This window comes from Candidatus Westeberhardia cardiocondylae (assembly GCA_001242845.1).
Taxonomy (GTDB): Bacteria; Pseudomonadota; Gammaproteobacteria; order Enterobacterales; family Enterobacteriaceae; genus Westeberhardia; species Westeberhardia cardiocondylae.
In genome coordinates this window covers 419,505-434,630 of sequence record LN774881.1, presented here as the reverse complement: position 1 = coordinate 434,630, position 15,126 = coordinate 419,505, and the positions used below count along the sequence as shown (strand labels likewise).

At 23.3% G+C, this 15,126-nt stretch carries 11 protein-coding genes and 2 pseudogenes; 6 read left to right on the top strand and 7 right to left on the bottom strand.

Annotated elements, in window-relative coordinates:
* Positions 1 to 446: 446 nt before the first annotated feature.
* Positions 447 to 2,534: pseudogene (locus WEOB_RS01720) on the bottom strand (ATP-dependent Clp protease ATP-binding subunit); the annotation flags it as partial.
* Positions 2,535 to 2,750: 216 nt separating this feature from the next.
* Positions 2,751 to 3,701 carry a 23S rRNA pseudouridine(1911/1915/1917) synthase RluD gene (gene rluD / locus WEOB_RS01715; protein WP_281263823.1) on the bottom strand — a complete coding sequence of 317 codons (951 nt, stop codon included), beginning with the start codon at positions 3,699 to 3,701 and terminating at the stop codon, positions 2,751 to 2,753.
* A gap of 154 nt (positions 3,702 to 3,855) precedes the next feature.
* On the opposite strand from rluD, the gene bamD reads away from it, so the two are divergent.
* A complete protein-coding gene (bamD, locus tag WEOB_RS01710) occupies positions 3,856 to 4,524 on the top strand; it encodes an outer membrane protein assembly factor BamD (protein ID WP_281263822.1) in 669 nt (222 codons plus the stop codon).
* Positions 4,525 to 4,767: 243 nt separating this feature from the next.
* On the opposite strand, the gene tyrA is transcribed toward bamD, so the two are convergent.
* Together tyrA and WEOB_RS01700 are read right to left on the bottom strand one after the other, a co-directional pair.
* On the bottom strand, positions 4,768 to 5,886 hold the full coding sequence (gene tyrA, locus WEOB_RS01705; RefSeq protein ID WP_281263821.1) for a bifunctional chorismate mutase/prephenate dehydrogenase: 1,119 nt from the start codon (positions 5,884 to 5,886) through the stop codon (positions 4,768 to 4,770).
* 29 nt (positions 5,887 to 5,915) lie between these two features.
* Positions 5,916 to 6,962, bottom strand: coding sequence for a 3-deoxy-7-phosphoheptulonate synthase (locus WEOB_RS01700; protein ID WP_281263820.1), 1,047 nt, complete (start codon positions 6,960 to 6,962; stop codon positions 5,916 to 5,918).
* A gap of 458 nt (positions 6,963 to 7,420) precedes the next feature.
* On the opposite strand from WEOB_RS01700, the gene rpsP reads away from it, so the two are divergent.
* The 3 genes from rpsP (at position 7,421) to rplS (ending at position 9,029) form a co-directional block, all read left to right on the top strand.
* Positions 7,421 to 7,663 (top strand): 30S ribosomal protein S16, encoded by a 243-nt coding sequence (gene rpsP / locus WEOB_RS01695; protein ID WP_281263819.1) that lies wholly within the window; start codon positions 7,421 to 7,423, stop codon positions 7,661 to 7,663.
* 183 nt (positions 7,664 to 7,846) lie between these two features.
* Positions 7,847 to 8,599, top strand: coding sequence for a tRNA (guanosine(37)-N1)-methyltransferase TrmD (gene trmD / locus WEOB_RS01690; protein ID WP_281263818.1), 753 nt, complete (start codon positions 7,847 to 7,849; stop codon positions 8,597 to 8,599).
* Positions 8,600 to 8,675: 76 nt separating this feature from the next.
* Complete coding sequence (gene rplS, locus WEOB_RS01685) at positions 8,676 to 9,029, top strand: 50S ribosomal protein L19 (RefSeq protein WP_281263817.1); 354 nt, start codon at positions 8,676 to 8,678, stop codon at positions 9,027 to 9,029.
* A gap of 392 nt (positions 9,030 to 9,421) precedes the next feature.
* On the opposite strand, the pseudogene WEOB_RS02090 reads toward rplS, so the two are convergent.
* From WEOB_RS02090 to asd, 3 genes and pseudogenes are all read right to left on the bottom strand, one after another.
* Positions 9,422 to 10,578: pseudogene (locus tag WEOB_RS02090) on the bottom strand (mechanosensitive ion channel domain-containing protein); the annotation flags it as partial.
* A 411-nt stretch (positions 10,579 to 10,989) separates the two neighbouring features.
* Positions 10,990 to 11,193 carry a hypothetical protein gene (locus tag WEOB_RS02075; RefSeq protein ID WP_420885192.1) on the bottom strand — a complete coding sequence of 68 codons (204 nt, stop codon included), beginning with the start codon at positions 11,191 to 11,193 and terminating at the stop codon, positions 10,990 to 10,992.
* A gap of 1,003 nt (positions 11,194 to 12,196) precedes the next feature.
* Entirely contained in the window at positions 12,197 to 12,922 is a 726-nt protein-coding gene (gene asd, locus WEOB_RS01660) for an archaetidylserine decarboxylase (RefSeq protein WP_281263813.1), read from the bottom strand.
* 638 nt (positions 12,923 to 13,560) lie between these two features.
* Here asd and orn point away from each other — a divergent pair.
* Together orn and zapA are read left to right on the top strand one after the other, a co-directional pair.
* Positions 13,561 to 14,106, top strand: coding sequence for an oligoribonuclease (gene orn, locus WEOB_RS01655; RefSeq protein ID WP_281263812.1), 546 nt, complete (start codon positions 13,561 to 13,563; stop codon positions 14,104 to 14,106).
* A 310-nt stretch (positions 14,107 to 14,416) separates the two neighbouring features.
* Positions 14,417 to 14,725 (top strand): cell division protein ZapA, encoded by a 309-nt coding sequence (zapA, locus tag WEOB_RS01650; RefSeq protein WP_281263811.1) that lies wholly within the window; start codon positions 14,417 to 14,419, stop codon positions 14,723 to 14,725.
* The last annotated feature ends 401 nt before the right edge of the window (positions 14,726 to 15,126 follow it).

Genomic DNA, 15,126 nt, shown 5'->3' with positions numbered 1-15,126 from the left:
TTTTATTTTTCTATATTTTATTTTTAGATTTGTAAGTTAAGTTGTGTATGTTTATAAGATTGTATTTTTAGTGAAAAGAATTTATTTTTTGAAGAAGTTATTTTTATTAGTTTCAGATTTTTAGGATTATTTTTTTGTAAACTATATTTTGAATTTTTATATTATGTTTGTTTTATAAATTGTATATTCTTATTTAAGAAATCAAAAATTTATTATTAAATTTAGTAATTTTATAGAGTAGAAATAAAATTTACAAGAAATTGTATTTTTATATTTTGTTAGCTTAGAAATTTTTATAAATTTGTTTTATATTTTAAGAATATTTATTAAATAAAATTTAAGTATTTTGAATAAATATCATTGTATATTAATTATAATTTTATACTTATGATTTTATCATATTGAAAAATTTTATGCATATTTTATATAATTTATTTATGATAAATTTATTTTATAAAAATGGTATTGTTTTGAATATCTAAATATGTTTTTTTTTCTGGAATTATTTCTTTTGACAAAAGTTTTTTGGATAAGAAATTTTCAATTTTTTGTTGTATAGTACGTTTTAGTGGTCTAGCCCCATAAATAGGGTGAAACCCTGTTTTTCCTAGGAATGTTATAATTTTTTCATCGATGTAAATAATATATCCTTGTTCTTTTAATCGTTTATGAAGTTTTTGTAATTGAATTTTTGTTATTTCTATTATATGTTTGTATTCTAGTGGATGAAATACAACGATTTCATCTATTCGATTTACGAATTCTGGACGAAAGTGTTTATTTACTATATCAATAACTATATTTTTCATTTTTTTGTAATGAATTTGAAAAAAATTTTTTTGAATTATTTCAGATCCTAAATTTGATGTCATAATTATAATAGTGTTTCTAAAATCTACAGTTTTTCCTTTTCCATCTGTAAGATGTCCTTCATCTAATATTTGTAATAATATATTGAAAATATCTTGGTGAGCTTTTTCGATTTCATCTAATAAGATAATAGAATAGGGTTGTTGTTGTATTTTTTGTGTCAAATAACCCCCTTCTTCGTATCCTATATATCCTGGTGGAGCTCCTATTAATCGAGATATTGAGTGTTTTTCCATATATTCTGACATATCTAATTGTATTAGAGAATTTGTTTTATTAAAAAGTAATAAAGATAATATTTTACATAATTCTGTTTTTCCAACTCCAGTTGGTCCTAGAAATATAAACGAACCTATCGGTTTGTTAGGGTCTGATAGTCCAGTTCTATTTCTTCGAATTGCATTAGAAATTGATTCTATTGCTTCTTTTTGTCCGATAATGTGAAGATTTAAATTTTTTTCCATGTATAACAATTTTTTTCTTTCACTTTCTAATATACGATTTACAGGAATTCCTGTCCATTTAGCTAATATTGAAGCAATTTCTATATCAGTTACGCAATTTCGTAATAAATATGCTTCTTGTTTTGTTTCTGAATATTGTTTTATTTTTTTTTTTATTTCTGGAATTTTTCCGTATTGTAGTTCGGACATTTTGGTTAAGTTTCCGATACGACGGGCTTGATCCATTAAATGATTAATTTTTTCTAGTTCTTTTTTTAAGTTTTGTATATATGATAAAGAAGATTTTTCTTTTTTCCATTTTTTTTTCAATATAGAAAATTCTTTTTCTTTTTTTTGTATTGTATTGCTTATTGTATTTAAAATTTTGATGTTACTTTGATTGGGTTCTTTTGTTAGTGCTTGTTTTTCTAATTTTAGTTGAATAATTTTTTGTTCTAATCTATCAAGTTCTTCTGGTTTTGAATCAATTTGTATCCTTATACTAGATGCAGCTTCATCTATTAAATCAATGGCTTTATCCGGTAATTTTCTGTCTGTGATATATCTATGAGATAAGGTTGCTGCTGAAATTATAGCTCGATCAGTAATTTGAACATTATGATGTAATTCATAACGTTTTTTTATTCCTCTAAGAATAGCAATAGTATCTTTTACATTTGGTTCAGATATAAAAATTTTTTGAAATCTTCTTTCTAAGGCTGCATCTTTTTCTATATATTGATTATACTCATTTAAAGTTGTTGCTCCAACACAATGCAGTTCTCCTCTTGATAATGCAGGTTTTAACATATTTCCTGCGTCTATTGAACCGTCTATTTTTCCAGACCCTACTACAGTATGTAATTCATCTATAAATAAAATTATACCTGTTTTTTTTTTAGTTAAAGTATTAAGTATATTTTTTAATCTTTCTTCGAAATCTCCTCTATATTTTGTTCCTGCTAATAATGATCCCATGTTTAATGATAATATTTTGTTTCTTTTTAGTCCTTCTGGTACTTCTTCGTTTATTATTCTTTGTGCTAATCCTTCTATTATTGCGGTTTTTCCTACTCCTGGATCTCCAATAAGTACAGGATTATTTTTTGTTCTTCGTTGTAATACTTGGATAGTTCTTCGAATTTCTTCATCACGACCAATTACTGGATCAAGTTTTCCTTGTTCTGCTTGTTTAGTGAGATCTATTGTAAATTGGTTTAGCATCTATTTTAACCTTTTATTATCTTGTTTGTTTTTCTGATGGAATATATCATATTATACTTTATATTTATTATAAACAATAAATATTGTTATGATTAAATATATTATTTTTGGTTTTATCAGTGTTTATTAGTTTACCTAAAATATAATTTAGTCGATATTTTTATTTTGAATACAGTTGGATTTCTTAAAATTTTTGTATTTCAGTAAAATAAATTAGTTTTTTTTTAGTATTTTTATTAATTTTTTTATATCATCAGGCAATGGAGTGTGTAATTGCATTTTGTTTAAAGTGATAGGATGTGGAAATATTAAAGATTTTGCGTGTAAAGCTTGTCTATTTAGAAAAGATAAGATTGTTTTATAGTTTTTTTTGATTTTTTTGATAGTTTTTAAAGATGATTTTCCATATGTAGGATCTCCGACAATTGGATGGTTTATATGTTTCATATGTACGCGAATTTGGTGAGTTCGTCCAGTTTCTAATATTATTTTTAAATGTGTGTGGTTAGAGAATGATTCTATAACACTATAATGTGTAATAGATTCTTTTCCCATTGGGTGTACTATCATGTTTGTCCGTTTAATATTATGACGTTTTATGGGTTCATTTATAGATCCATTTTCTTTTATTGTTCCTATAACTATTGCTTCATATATTCTTGTAATTTTTCTTTTTTTTATTAAGTTAATTAAGCGATTTTGTGCTAATATAGTTTTTGCAACTACTATTAATCCAGTTGTATTTTTATCTAATCTATGTACAATTCCAGCTCTAGGAATATTAATGATTGGAGGGTAGTAATGCAATAAAGCGTTTAGTAATGTTCCGTCAATATTTCCGTGTCCTGGATGTACAACCATGTTTTTTGATTTATTTATTACAATAATGTCTTTGTCGTAATATATAATATTTAATGGTATGTTTTGTGCTTTCCAAAAAAATTTTTTTTGTATTTTTGTTATTTCAATTATTTCTCCTCCGTATACGGATGTTTTTGGGGAGGTAATTATTTTTTCGTTTATCTTAACAAGTGAATGTAAAATATGATTTTTGATTTTTGATCTTGAGTATTCCGGGAATAATTTAGTTAAAGCTTTGTCCAATCGTTGCTTGTATTGTAAATTATTTTTTGTTTTTTTATAAATTGTTTTTTGTTTTGTCATGTTGTTAATAGAATATTTGGTATAATATTTAGTTATGTAAAATTTTGTTTAAATTTTAAAAATGATTTTATATGTTTGATTTGAAAATATTACAATAATTTTTAAATATATGATATTAATTATAATTTTAATTTATATTTTTAATTTGATATTTGTGCATGATTCTTATGCAATATTTAATTATTTTTTGTGTCCTGATTCGTATTTTTTAGCGAAGAAGAAATTGAATAATGGTTATTATGATATTGCTATTTCAGAATTTCTTTTTTTGAAAGAGCATTGTTTATGTAGAGATTATAAAGAACGTATTAAATTAGATTTGGTGTATGCTTATTATAAAATAGGAAAACTTTTTCAAGCAAAAATGGAGATTGATAATTTTCTTTATTCTTATTTTCATTCGTGTATGTTGGAATATGTATTGTATATGCGTGGATTAATTAATGTGAAATTGGATTATATAATTTCTGATATGTGTTTTTCAAAAGGATATATTAATGAAAATTTTATTTATGCAAAATTAGCTTTTTTAAATTTTACTAAATTAGTATCACAATATCCTAATACTAAATATTTATTAAATGTTGATTATTATTTATTTTATTTAAAAGAAAAGTTATCTAAAAATGAGTTATCTATTATAGAATTTTATGATAAAAAATGTGCTTATACAGCAGTTATTAATCGAGTAGAGGGTATGTTATTTAATTTTTATGATATGCAATCTTCTTATATAGGGTTGTTGTATATGGAAAAAGCTTATAGAAAATTAGGATTATGTAATCAGGCAGATAAAATAATGAATATGATTGTATTTTATTGAAAATATAAAAAATATTTGTATCATTTAATGTTTTAGAGAATGTTCATGTGAATTTTTAATTTAGTTTTATGATTTGTATTTTTAAAAGATTATATTTTGTTTTTTATAAAATTAAGTATTAAAATTATGATAAATTAAGTTTTTGTATTTAATAGATATTTTTAAGTTTAAGTAATTTTTTTAAATTAATCTTTCAAATATATAAAATATAATTTTTACTAAATTTAGTATCGAGTTTATTGTTTATATTTTATTTTTTATGTTATATATTAGTGTTTTATTTTCTAACATGAAATCATCTGAATGTTTCGTTATCCAATCTTTTGTTTCTGTAAAAATTTTAAGGAACTCCTGGTTTTTACATGATTTGATTAAATTTATTGTTTTTTTTATATATTTTTCATAAGATTCAAATAGTGAAAAATTATGTTTTGAGTTTGTAATAATATCGTAACATAATTCTGGATTTTGAGAAAATAATCTCATCACCATTATTAATTCTGTTCTGTAGATTGGTGTAGAAAACATTATTAATTTTTTTATATCTTGTTTCTTTTCTTTCAAGAAAATTCCGTATATAAAATGTATAAATTGACGAAGTGATTGTATGTATGACATGATTTTATCATGTTCAATAGGTTTCATGCATTGTAAGTTTGCTCCCCATATTTTAATTTGATCAAGTATCCATTGATATGATTCAGGATACCTTCCGTTACAATAAACAATGGTTTGTTTAACAAATGTACTAATATCTGGACCAAATATTGGATGCATACCTAGAACTGGGCCTGTATGTGAAGATAACATTGTTTGTATAGGTTCATATTTTATAGATGTTAAATCCATCAATATGCAATCTTTTGGTAAAGTAGGAAGTTTTTTTATAATTTTTATAGTTGAATGTATTGGTACGCTAATTATTACTAAGTTTACATGTTTCAATAGGATTTCAATATTTTTCCAATCTTTTCTTCCTAAAAGAAGAACTGTATATCCAGATAAAGATAACATTTTTTCAAAAAGGAGTCCCATTTTTCCATTTCCGCCTATGATTACAATTTTATTTATGTTTTTTTGTATTTTTTTAAATCCTATGTTTGTTTCATGTTTATAAGATTCATTTATAATGCAACGTAATATATTTTCTATTAAATCTGGGGAAGTTTTTAATATATTTGCATCATTTTTTTTCTTTTTTATGAGTTGTTTTTCTCTTTTTTGGTCGTATATTGGTATACCCAATTTTTTTTTAATTTCTCCAATTTTTGAGGATATAGATAAACGTTGTATTATTAATAGGAGTAAATTTTGATCAATTTCGTCAATTTTTTTTCTTAATTTGTTTATATTTTTTTGCATATTTTTTCTCTGTGTTAGACAAATAAGAGTTATAACTTTTCATGAAAGTGAAGTAATAATTTTTCTGTATTTTTCCAATTTATACAAGCGTCAGTTACTGAAACTCCGTATTGCATATTTTCTTTTTTAATTTCAGAAGATTGATTTCCTGAATTAATATAACTTTCTAACATGATTCCAATAATAGAATCATTTCCTTTTTTTATTGTTTCTAATACATATTTAGCTACGACAGTTTGTTGTTTGTAATTTTTATTAGAGTTTCCATGACTACAATCGACCATTAAAGAAACAGGAAGTTTTGCTTGTTTTATTTTTTTTTCACAATTTATGATATCTGTTTCGTAATAATTTGGTTTTTTTCCACCTCTTAAAATAATATGAACATTCTTATTTCCTTTGGTTCTTATTATACAGACTCTTCCGTTTTGATTTATTCCTATAGAGTAATGTTGTACAGATGCAACTTGTATTGAGTTAATTGCTGTATCAATATTTCCATCAGTACCATTTTTAAATCCAATTGGCATTGGTAATCCAGATGCCATTTCTCTGTGAATTTGTGATTCGTTAGTTCGCGCCCCAATTGCAGACCAACTGAATAAATCGTTTAAATAATTCGGGGTTATTGTATCTAATGCTTCCGTTGCTAGTGGTATTTTCATTTTAGTTAATTGTAGTAATAAAGATCTTGATATATATAATCCTTTTTCGATATTGTAGGATCCATCCATGTATGGATCATTAATTAATCCTTTCCATCCCATAATAGTTCTTGGTTTTTCGAAATAAGTTCTCATTACTAAATATATTTTATTTTGTATTTTTTGTGAAAGTTTTTTTAATTTATTAGCGTAATCTATAGCAGCGTCAATATCATGAATTGAACATGGTCCACATATTACTAAAATACGAGAATCATGTTTATGTATAATATTGCTGATTATGTTTCTTGATTCAAGAATGAAATTTTTTTCATCTTGTTTTAAAGGCAAATTATTTTTTAGTTCCCTTGGTGTTATTATTGTTTTAATTTCATTATAAGAATGGTTATTATTTTTGTTTGTTGTATCCATAATAATGTATTCCTGAATTAAATTTTATTATTAATATTTTTATGATTTTAGAAAAAATGGATAGTAAATTACATATTTAGATTTTAATACTAACATAATTCATTATAATTTTCTAGTATATGTAGAATTTATATTTTAAAAATAATTGTTTGTGAATATTGTTTCTAAAAAAAAGTTTTATTGACTTAAATTTTATTTAATATATTAATATTTCGTATAGGTTATAATATAAACTTAAAAAAGAGATTGTGATTAAATTCAAATACTACAAAACATTAATATATAAAATATTTTATATGATTTGTTCAGAAAACAAAATATTTATATTGTAGAAAATAGAATTTTATATGAAAACATAATTTATGTTTTATGTTTTGCATATGTTGTATGTTAATTGTACATTCGAAAATATTATATAAAATACTATGTTAAATTCAACCTAAATGGGAGAAATTTTTATGATTAAAATTCGTTTATCTAGAAGAGGTAATAAAAATCATCCATTTTATTTAGTTGTTGTTTCTGATTGCAGAAACCCGAGAGATGGACGTTTTATTGAAAAAGTAGGTTTTTTAAATCCTTTTTTGAAGGATGTTTCACGAAGTGTTTTTTTACATTATAAACGCATAGAATATTGGATTAATTGTGGGGCAAAAGTTTCTAAACGTGTTCTAAATTTAATAAAAAATTTTAAAAACTGATGAATATTTTATATTAATTTGTTAGAAAATTTATATCAATTTTTATTGATGCACGAGTATTTAATTTATTGTTATTTGTATATGTAGTTTTGTTAAAATTTATAATTTATTGGTTTTATACTATGTATAATATGGTATGATGCTAATTGTTGTTTTTTTTGTAATTTAATTTATGGTGGTTTTATGTGGATTGGTGTTATTACTTTGTTTCCTGATATGTTTCATGCTATTACTGATTATGGGGTAGTTGGTAGAGCTGTAAAAAATGGTTTTTTGAAAATACATTTTTGGAATCCTCGTGATTTTACAAATGATAAGCATTTTATTACTGATGATCGTATTTATGGGGGGGGATCTGGTATGCTTATGTTAGCAAAACCCCTGCAAGAAGCTATATTTGCAGCTAAAAACATAATGGGAAAAAATAATATAAAAGTTATATATCTTTCACCACAAGGTCGTAAACTTGATCATAAAGGAGCTATGGAACTTTCTTGTAATGAAAAGATGATTTTGTTATGTGGAAGGTATAAAGGAATTGATGAAAGGTTGATATTGACTGAAGTTAATGAAGAATGGTCTGTTGGTGATTATGTATTAAGTGGTGGGGAATTGGCAGCAATGACATTGATTGATGTGATTGCTAGATTTATTCCAGGTGTTTTAAATAATTTTTGTTCTTTATTTGAAGATTCATTTTCAAATGGATTGTTAAGTTTTCCATGTTATACTCGCCCAAGATATTTTAATAATATAGGGGTACCTTTGGTTCTTTTATCTGGAAATCATGTGAAAATTTATCGTTGGCGTTTAAAACAATCTTTAATTAGAACTTGGAAGAGAAGACCTGAAATTTTAAAGAAAATGTTTCTTACAGAAGAACAGAATTTATTGTTATGTCAAATTAAGAAAAAATATTGCAAAAATTATGTTTAATTTAATTTTATAGGATAAAAAATTTTCTTTTATAATTTTTTATTATTTATATATAAAAATATAGGAAGTGAATTTAATGGTTGATATTATAAAATATATTGAGCAAGAACAAATGAAATATTGTGCTCCATTATTTAGATCTGGTGATTTGTTAAGCGTTAAGATTTGGGTTTTTGAAGGTTCTAAGAAAAGATTGCAGTTGTTTGAAGGCATAGTAATTTCAATACGTAAAAGAGGATTAAATTCTTCTTTTACTCTTCGTAAAATATCTAATGGGGAAGGTGTAGAACGTGTTTTTCAATTGTATTCTCCTGTGATTGAAAGTATTGTTATTAAAAAGTATGGCATTGCTCGTAGAGCAAAACTTTATTATTTACGAAGAAGAGTTGGGAAAAAAGCAAGAATTAAAGAGAGATTTAAACGTTTGTAAGATAATAAATAATGTTTTTGATTAAATATATAAAATTTTGGCAGTATATATTTTTTATGAATAATTTATATGTTTTATAATGAATAATATTTTGATATGTTGATATTGTAATAGTAAGTTTTATATTACATATAATTTTTTATGTTTTTTAAAATTATTTTGGATTTGAATTTTTACGTTTCAATTTGTTTTTTGTAAAAAAATTTTTATTATTATAAAATAATATAGTTATAATTAAAATATTAAAAATTTAACCAAAATTTATTGGTTTTAAAATAAAGATTAAATTTATATTTAAGATAATTTTTTAAAGTTATCAATTTTTATTTTGTATGATTATTTCCAGGGGATTTTTCTAATTTTGTGTTTTTTGTAACAAATTTGATTTGCTGAAATGGTAATTCTAATCCAAGTTTTTTATAATTTCCTACAATTGCAATATTGATTTGATGACGTATTGGTGTACGATGTCGCATTTCAGAAGTATATATGTAATTCAAAAAAATAGTATTCCTTTTTGTAAATTTACTAAAAATACTTCTGGTTTGGATGATGAAATTACTAATGGACAAGAATGCGCTATTTTTAATAAAATATTAGTTATTTTTTTAATATCAAAATGTAGTGGAGTGGGTATATTTAAAACGACTTTTGTTATTGTATCTGAAAGTGACCAATTAATAAATTGTTCGGTGATGAATATTTTATTTGGAACAATTATTTCTTTTTTATTCCAATTAGTAATAGTGGTTGCATGAATATTGATTTTTGTAAAATATTTCCAGTTAATTTTCGAATAGTGACTGTATTTTCAATTCGAATTGGTTTTTCAAATAAAATCATCAATCCTGATATGAAGTTTGCAAAGATTTCTTGTAAACTAAATTTTAATCCTACGCTTAGCTCTGCTACTAGCCATTGAAAGGTTGACCATTCTATTCCTATTATTAAAAATCCGATAATTTCGACAAGCAACATTAAGCTGTGCTTTGTCAAAGTAGTAATAGCGTATCTTGTTTTTGGTGTAAGATTAAGATGTTGTAACAATGATAATTCTAGTAGAGCTGGTAAGTTTCTAACCATTTGTGTTGTAATAATGAAATGCTAAAATAGAAATTAATATAGTATAAGGTAATTGGTTGAATATGTTCAATTCCTTGTGTGTTTGAAGTAGCTTCCCACAGAGTAATATTCTCTAAAAAGGAAAACGTTGAGTGTAACTTAGACCATAAAAATATTATTAACACTAGAGCGACTAATGTTAAAATTGATCTAATTAATTCTAGTGATTGTGCACTAATAGTATCGAGATTTAGTATTGTTTTTTCTACTTTATCAGCAGTCTCGTTTAGCTGAGATTGTGATAGTGTTTTTTATTTCTAGCGCGTTGTGCTAACATTTCTGCTCTGTGTTGTTTTGCTCTTTCAAATGAAATACGTCTTTTTTGTATGAACATCCATCGTTGGATGGTATAGTAAAATATTAATAATATAAACAAAATAAGTATTGATGTTTCTAATCTTATTAAAACAATTTGTGGGGTTGATAAATATCCGAAGCATATTGCAATAATTAATATGATAGATGCATAAATTACTATGTTTCATAATATTTTATTTATTACGTTATTATTATGGTTATTGTTTTTATCTAGATATAAGGTAATTCTGTCTTTTTTAAATTTATTTTACTAATGTTAAACAAATACATAATAATATAAATGATAATCCCCCAAGGGTATCAGCAAATTCTTTGTTATTATAATGATTAAAAGTATGTATCATTATTGTTAACGGAATGTTAATTTTAATTGATGTTTTAAAGTAATGAAGTGCTTTTTTATTTTTTGTAAGTCCTGTTAAAATGTATTAAAAATAATCTTTTTTGATATAAAAATATGTACATGTAATATATTCATAGTATTAGCGGTTTTTTATGATGCTATCTCCGATAGACATTTTTATTGAATATTCCCAAGTTTTTTTAATTCATAATCTAAAGTTGTCCATAATATAAGTATTGGCAATGTGAGTAATATTGATAAAAATATAATGTATAGTGTCAATGAAAAGTGGTCTTGGTTTATTTTTCCTACTCGTATACTAGAATTTTCTAAAAAATTATAATATTTATGGTGAGAAGTGAAATTAAAAATGACTAATATACATGTAAAAGTAATGAGATAAATAATTCTTGATTGATTATTATTTTTTTATAGTTAAATATAAGTTATGTGAAAAATTTTTTGTAAATATTTTTTGTAAATCTCGTATTATATTTAATGGAAAAGAAATATTTATTAATGTAACATTTGCTACCCAAAATAAGTATTTATCGGATGCTTCTTGTATTTCTTTTATTTTTTTTGAAATTAGTTATTTATAATTTTTAGTTTATTAAGTTCTAAAATTTGGGTTTTGTATCCTATTGATAATAAGTGAAAGAGCTTGTTTTGTATTTTTGTTGTTTTATCAACAAAAAATATGTATTTAAGTTTAATGAAGAATGTTTTTATATGAATTTTTTTGAAAATTTTTTAACGTTTTTTTTATAATATTAATGTGATGAAAATATTTTATTTTTTCTTGTGTTGTATTATTTTTAGTTTGGTGTGTTTTTTTTATTTTGAATAGTTTTTTAGATATTTTTGTATGTAAATTTTCTACTAAGTTTGGATAAATGTTGATCTATTTTATTTGTTTCTTAATTATTTCTGTTATGTGTTGTATTTGTAAGATTTCTAAATAAAGTTGTTTTTGTTGATAATAAATATTATCTAATTTTTTTAGTTTTTTTTAATAGAAGGAAGAGTATATAGTTTTTTATTTTAGAAAAGATTATTTGATGTATTATATTTTTTTGTTTTATATGTTTTTTATAGATATTAGATTATTTTTTTGTTTATGGGTATATTGATAAATAAATTTTTTTTGAAATTGCAATTTTTTTTGGTATTTTAGTGAATTGTTTTTGGATATGAAGTGTGTTCGTAAAAAAAAATTTCATTGTTTTCAATAGGTTTAAAACTTTTTTTAATTCTATCTTCATTGTTAATATCAAAAATATACATTGATATTAATGAATAAAATAGAATAGTTGTAATGGTCATGTAACGTACGATTTTTAGTTCAGTTTAAATTTTGTAAATTTAAATGGATTAATTATTTTTATTTTTGAATACCTTTTGCTAAATATTGTCCGACACGCGTAATATAGTTAATATGAAGTTGTTGATTGAATTGTATTTTTTGATTAGAAAATATGTTGATCACTGTAGATCCTAACCTAAATCTTCCCATTTCTTGCCCTTTTGAAAGCTTTGTTATATTAGAATTCTTGTTTTTTGAATATTCCCAATGTTTAATAATTTTGTTTTGGGAAGGGATAATATTTTTTTCCCATATTGTTTCAATATTTCCTACTATTGTTGCTCCGACTAAAATTTGCGCCATAATTCCAAAGTTGGTATTAAACAAACAAACAAGCCTTTCATTTCTAGTAAATAAATTAGGTATATTAGTGGTTGTTAGTTTACTTATTGAAAAAAGTTCACCAGGAATGTATATCATTTCTTGTAAAATTCCATCGCAAGGCATATGTATTCTATGATAATCCCCTGGGGATAGGTATGTGGTAATAAAATTTCCGTTTTTAAAGTATTCTATTTCAGAATTATTTTTAGCTAATAATGCTTCTAAAGTATAATAATGTCCTTTTGCTTGAAGGAGATATCCTTCGTTAATTGATCCAAATTGTAAAATTTTTCCATCAGCTGGAAATATCAGTTTGCCAGGATCGTGATTAATAGGACGTGCATCTACACGTAACGATCTAGTGAAAAAATCATTGAAAGTTAAATAAGAGGATATATCAGATTGTTGTGCTTCTTCCATTTTTACATTGTAGAATCGTACAAATAGTGCAATTGTAAAACGTGTTATCCAACCTCCATGTAAATTTGCGTACCAACCCGTTAATTTAGTTATCCAGTGTTTAGGTAATAAATATTGTATTACTATATTTAATCTGTTCAGCGTAGTAGTTCCTTATGATAATTTGATTTGGAAGTTATATGTTAATATACATAATATAGTAAAAAGTTTTTAAATTCTATTTAAATAGTTCAATTTTTAATTTAAATTTATTTTGATATATGAACGTAATAGTATTGAATTATATTTAAATATAAATCATGTTATTTAATTTGCAATATATTTATATTAATTTATGTAATTTTATAAAATTATTTATGTATGTTAGTTAAATTAATAATGTTATTTTTTTATTTCAATAAATAAAATTTATTGTTATACTTATTGGAAATTGTGAATAATTAAAATGTTATTTATAAAATTTTATATGGTTTTGTTTAAACACTTATAAAAATTTGTAATAAATTTTTTATATGCAAAATAAATTGAGTACATTAAATAATGTTTTGATAGATAGTAGTAAAATTATTTATATAATTTTGTTTTCAAATTTGGTATAGTGGATAGGATATATTACGTTATGAAAAAGAATAGATATTATGTCGTTTAGTGCTAATAATTTAATTTGGATTGATTTGGAGATGACTGGATTAAATCCTGAACAAGATCGTATTATTGAGATTGCAACTTTAGTTACTGATTCTAATTTAAACATTTTATCAGAGGGTCCCGTTTTAGCAATACATCAGTCTGACGAACAATTATCTCTGATGGATAAATGGAATATTCGCGTCCATACGTCCAGTGGTTTAATTGATAGAGTTAAGGTTAGTTGTATTGATGAAGAATTAGCGGTTTTAAAAACATTGTCATTTTTATCTGAATGGGTCCCTTGTGGAAAATCCCCGATTTGTGGTAATACTGTTGCTCAAGATCGTAGGTTTTTATTTCGATATATGCCATCTTTGGAAGCATATTTTCATTATCATTATTTAGATGTTTCTTCTGTTAAGGAATTGGTTCGAAGATGGAAACCTGAGATTTTATTGGGATTAAAGAAAAGAAATACTCATAAAGCTTTGTTAGATATTCGTGAGTCAGTGGAAGAAATGTTATATTATCGAGAGCATTTTATTCGTTTGTAACTAACAGTATGTTGTATAAAATTCATATAGCAAAGTTAATGTGATAATGTGTTTTTCGTATTTATTTTTACTTTTGTTTAGTATATATGTATATGTTTGTTTTTAAGAATGTTTAGTTGTTTAATTGTTTTTTTGTTAAAATTTTGCTTATGTTTTTTTAAATTTTAATTTTGAATATGGATATGAAAATGTTTTAAGTTGAAAAAATTTAGTAAAGAAAATTATATTTTTAAAATGTATAAATATTTGTAATATTTATTTACAGGATTGTTTTTGTATTTTTATTAAAGGAGTGTGATATATTTAAAATATGTGTAAAGATCAAGTTCCTTTGTTACAGTCAGTAGAGGTACAGATTTTTGGTCGTACATTGCGTGTTAATTGTCCATTGGAACATAAAAGTGAATTGGATCAAGCAGCGGAAGATATAAATAAAAGATTATATGATTTAAAAATTAAAAATAAAGCTGCAAATACGGAACATTTAATGTTTATTGTTGCTCTTAATATTTCTCATGAATTAATAAAGGAAAAATTGAAAGTTAGAAATTATGTTAATGATATGAAAAAATATGTTTGTTTGTTACATAATATGATTGATAAGGTTTTAGTTGAATAATATGGTGTATAAAAAGAATATAATTTTGTGTAAATTTTTAATGAATAAATATTTATTTTTTTATTTTTTATGTTGATTATTTATGTTATTTAAGTTGAATTTTTGGATATTTGTTTTATTGAATTTTTTAAAAAAATATTTTATGAAATTTGTTTTTATTAAATGTTTGGAATTTATTTTATTAAATAAAGTTGTTTTATATTTCATATGAGTTTTATATAAAAATTTATTTTTTTGTTTTGGTTTTTGTAAAGATAAGATTTTTATTTTATAATAAAATAGATAATCTGTATTTTCTGAGAATTTTTAACAGTAATTAAAATAAATGTTTGAAATATTAGGATGGTTTCTATTGACATATTATTTTAATATAAAGGTATTGTGTTAATTTATATAATAAA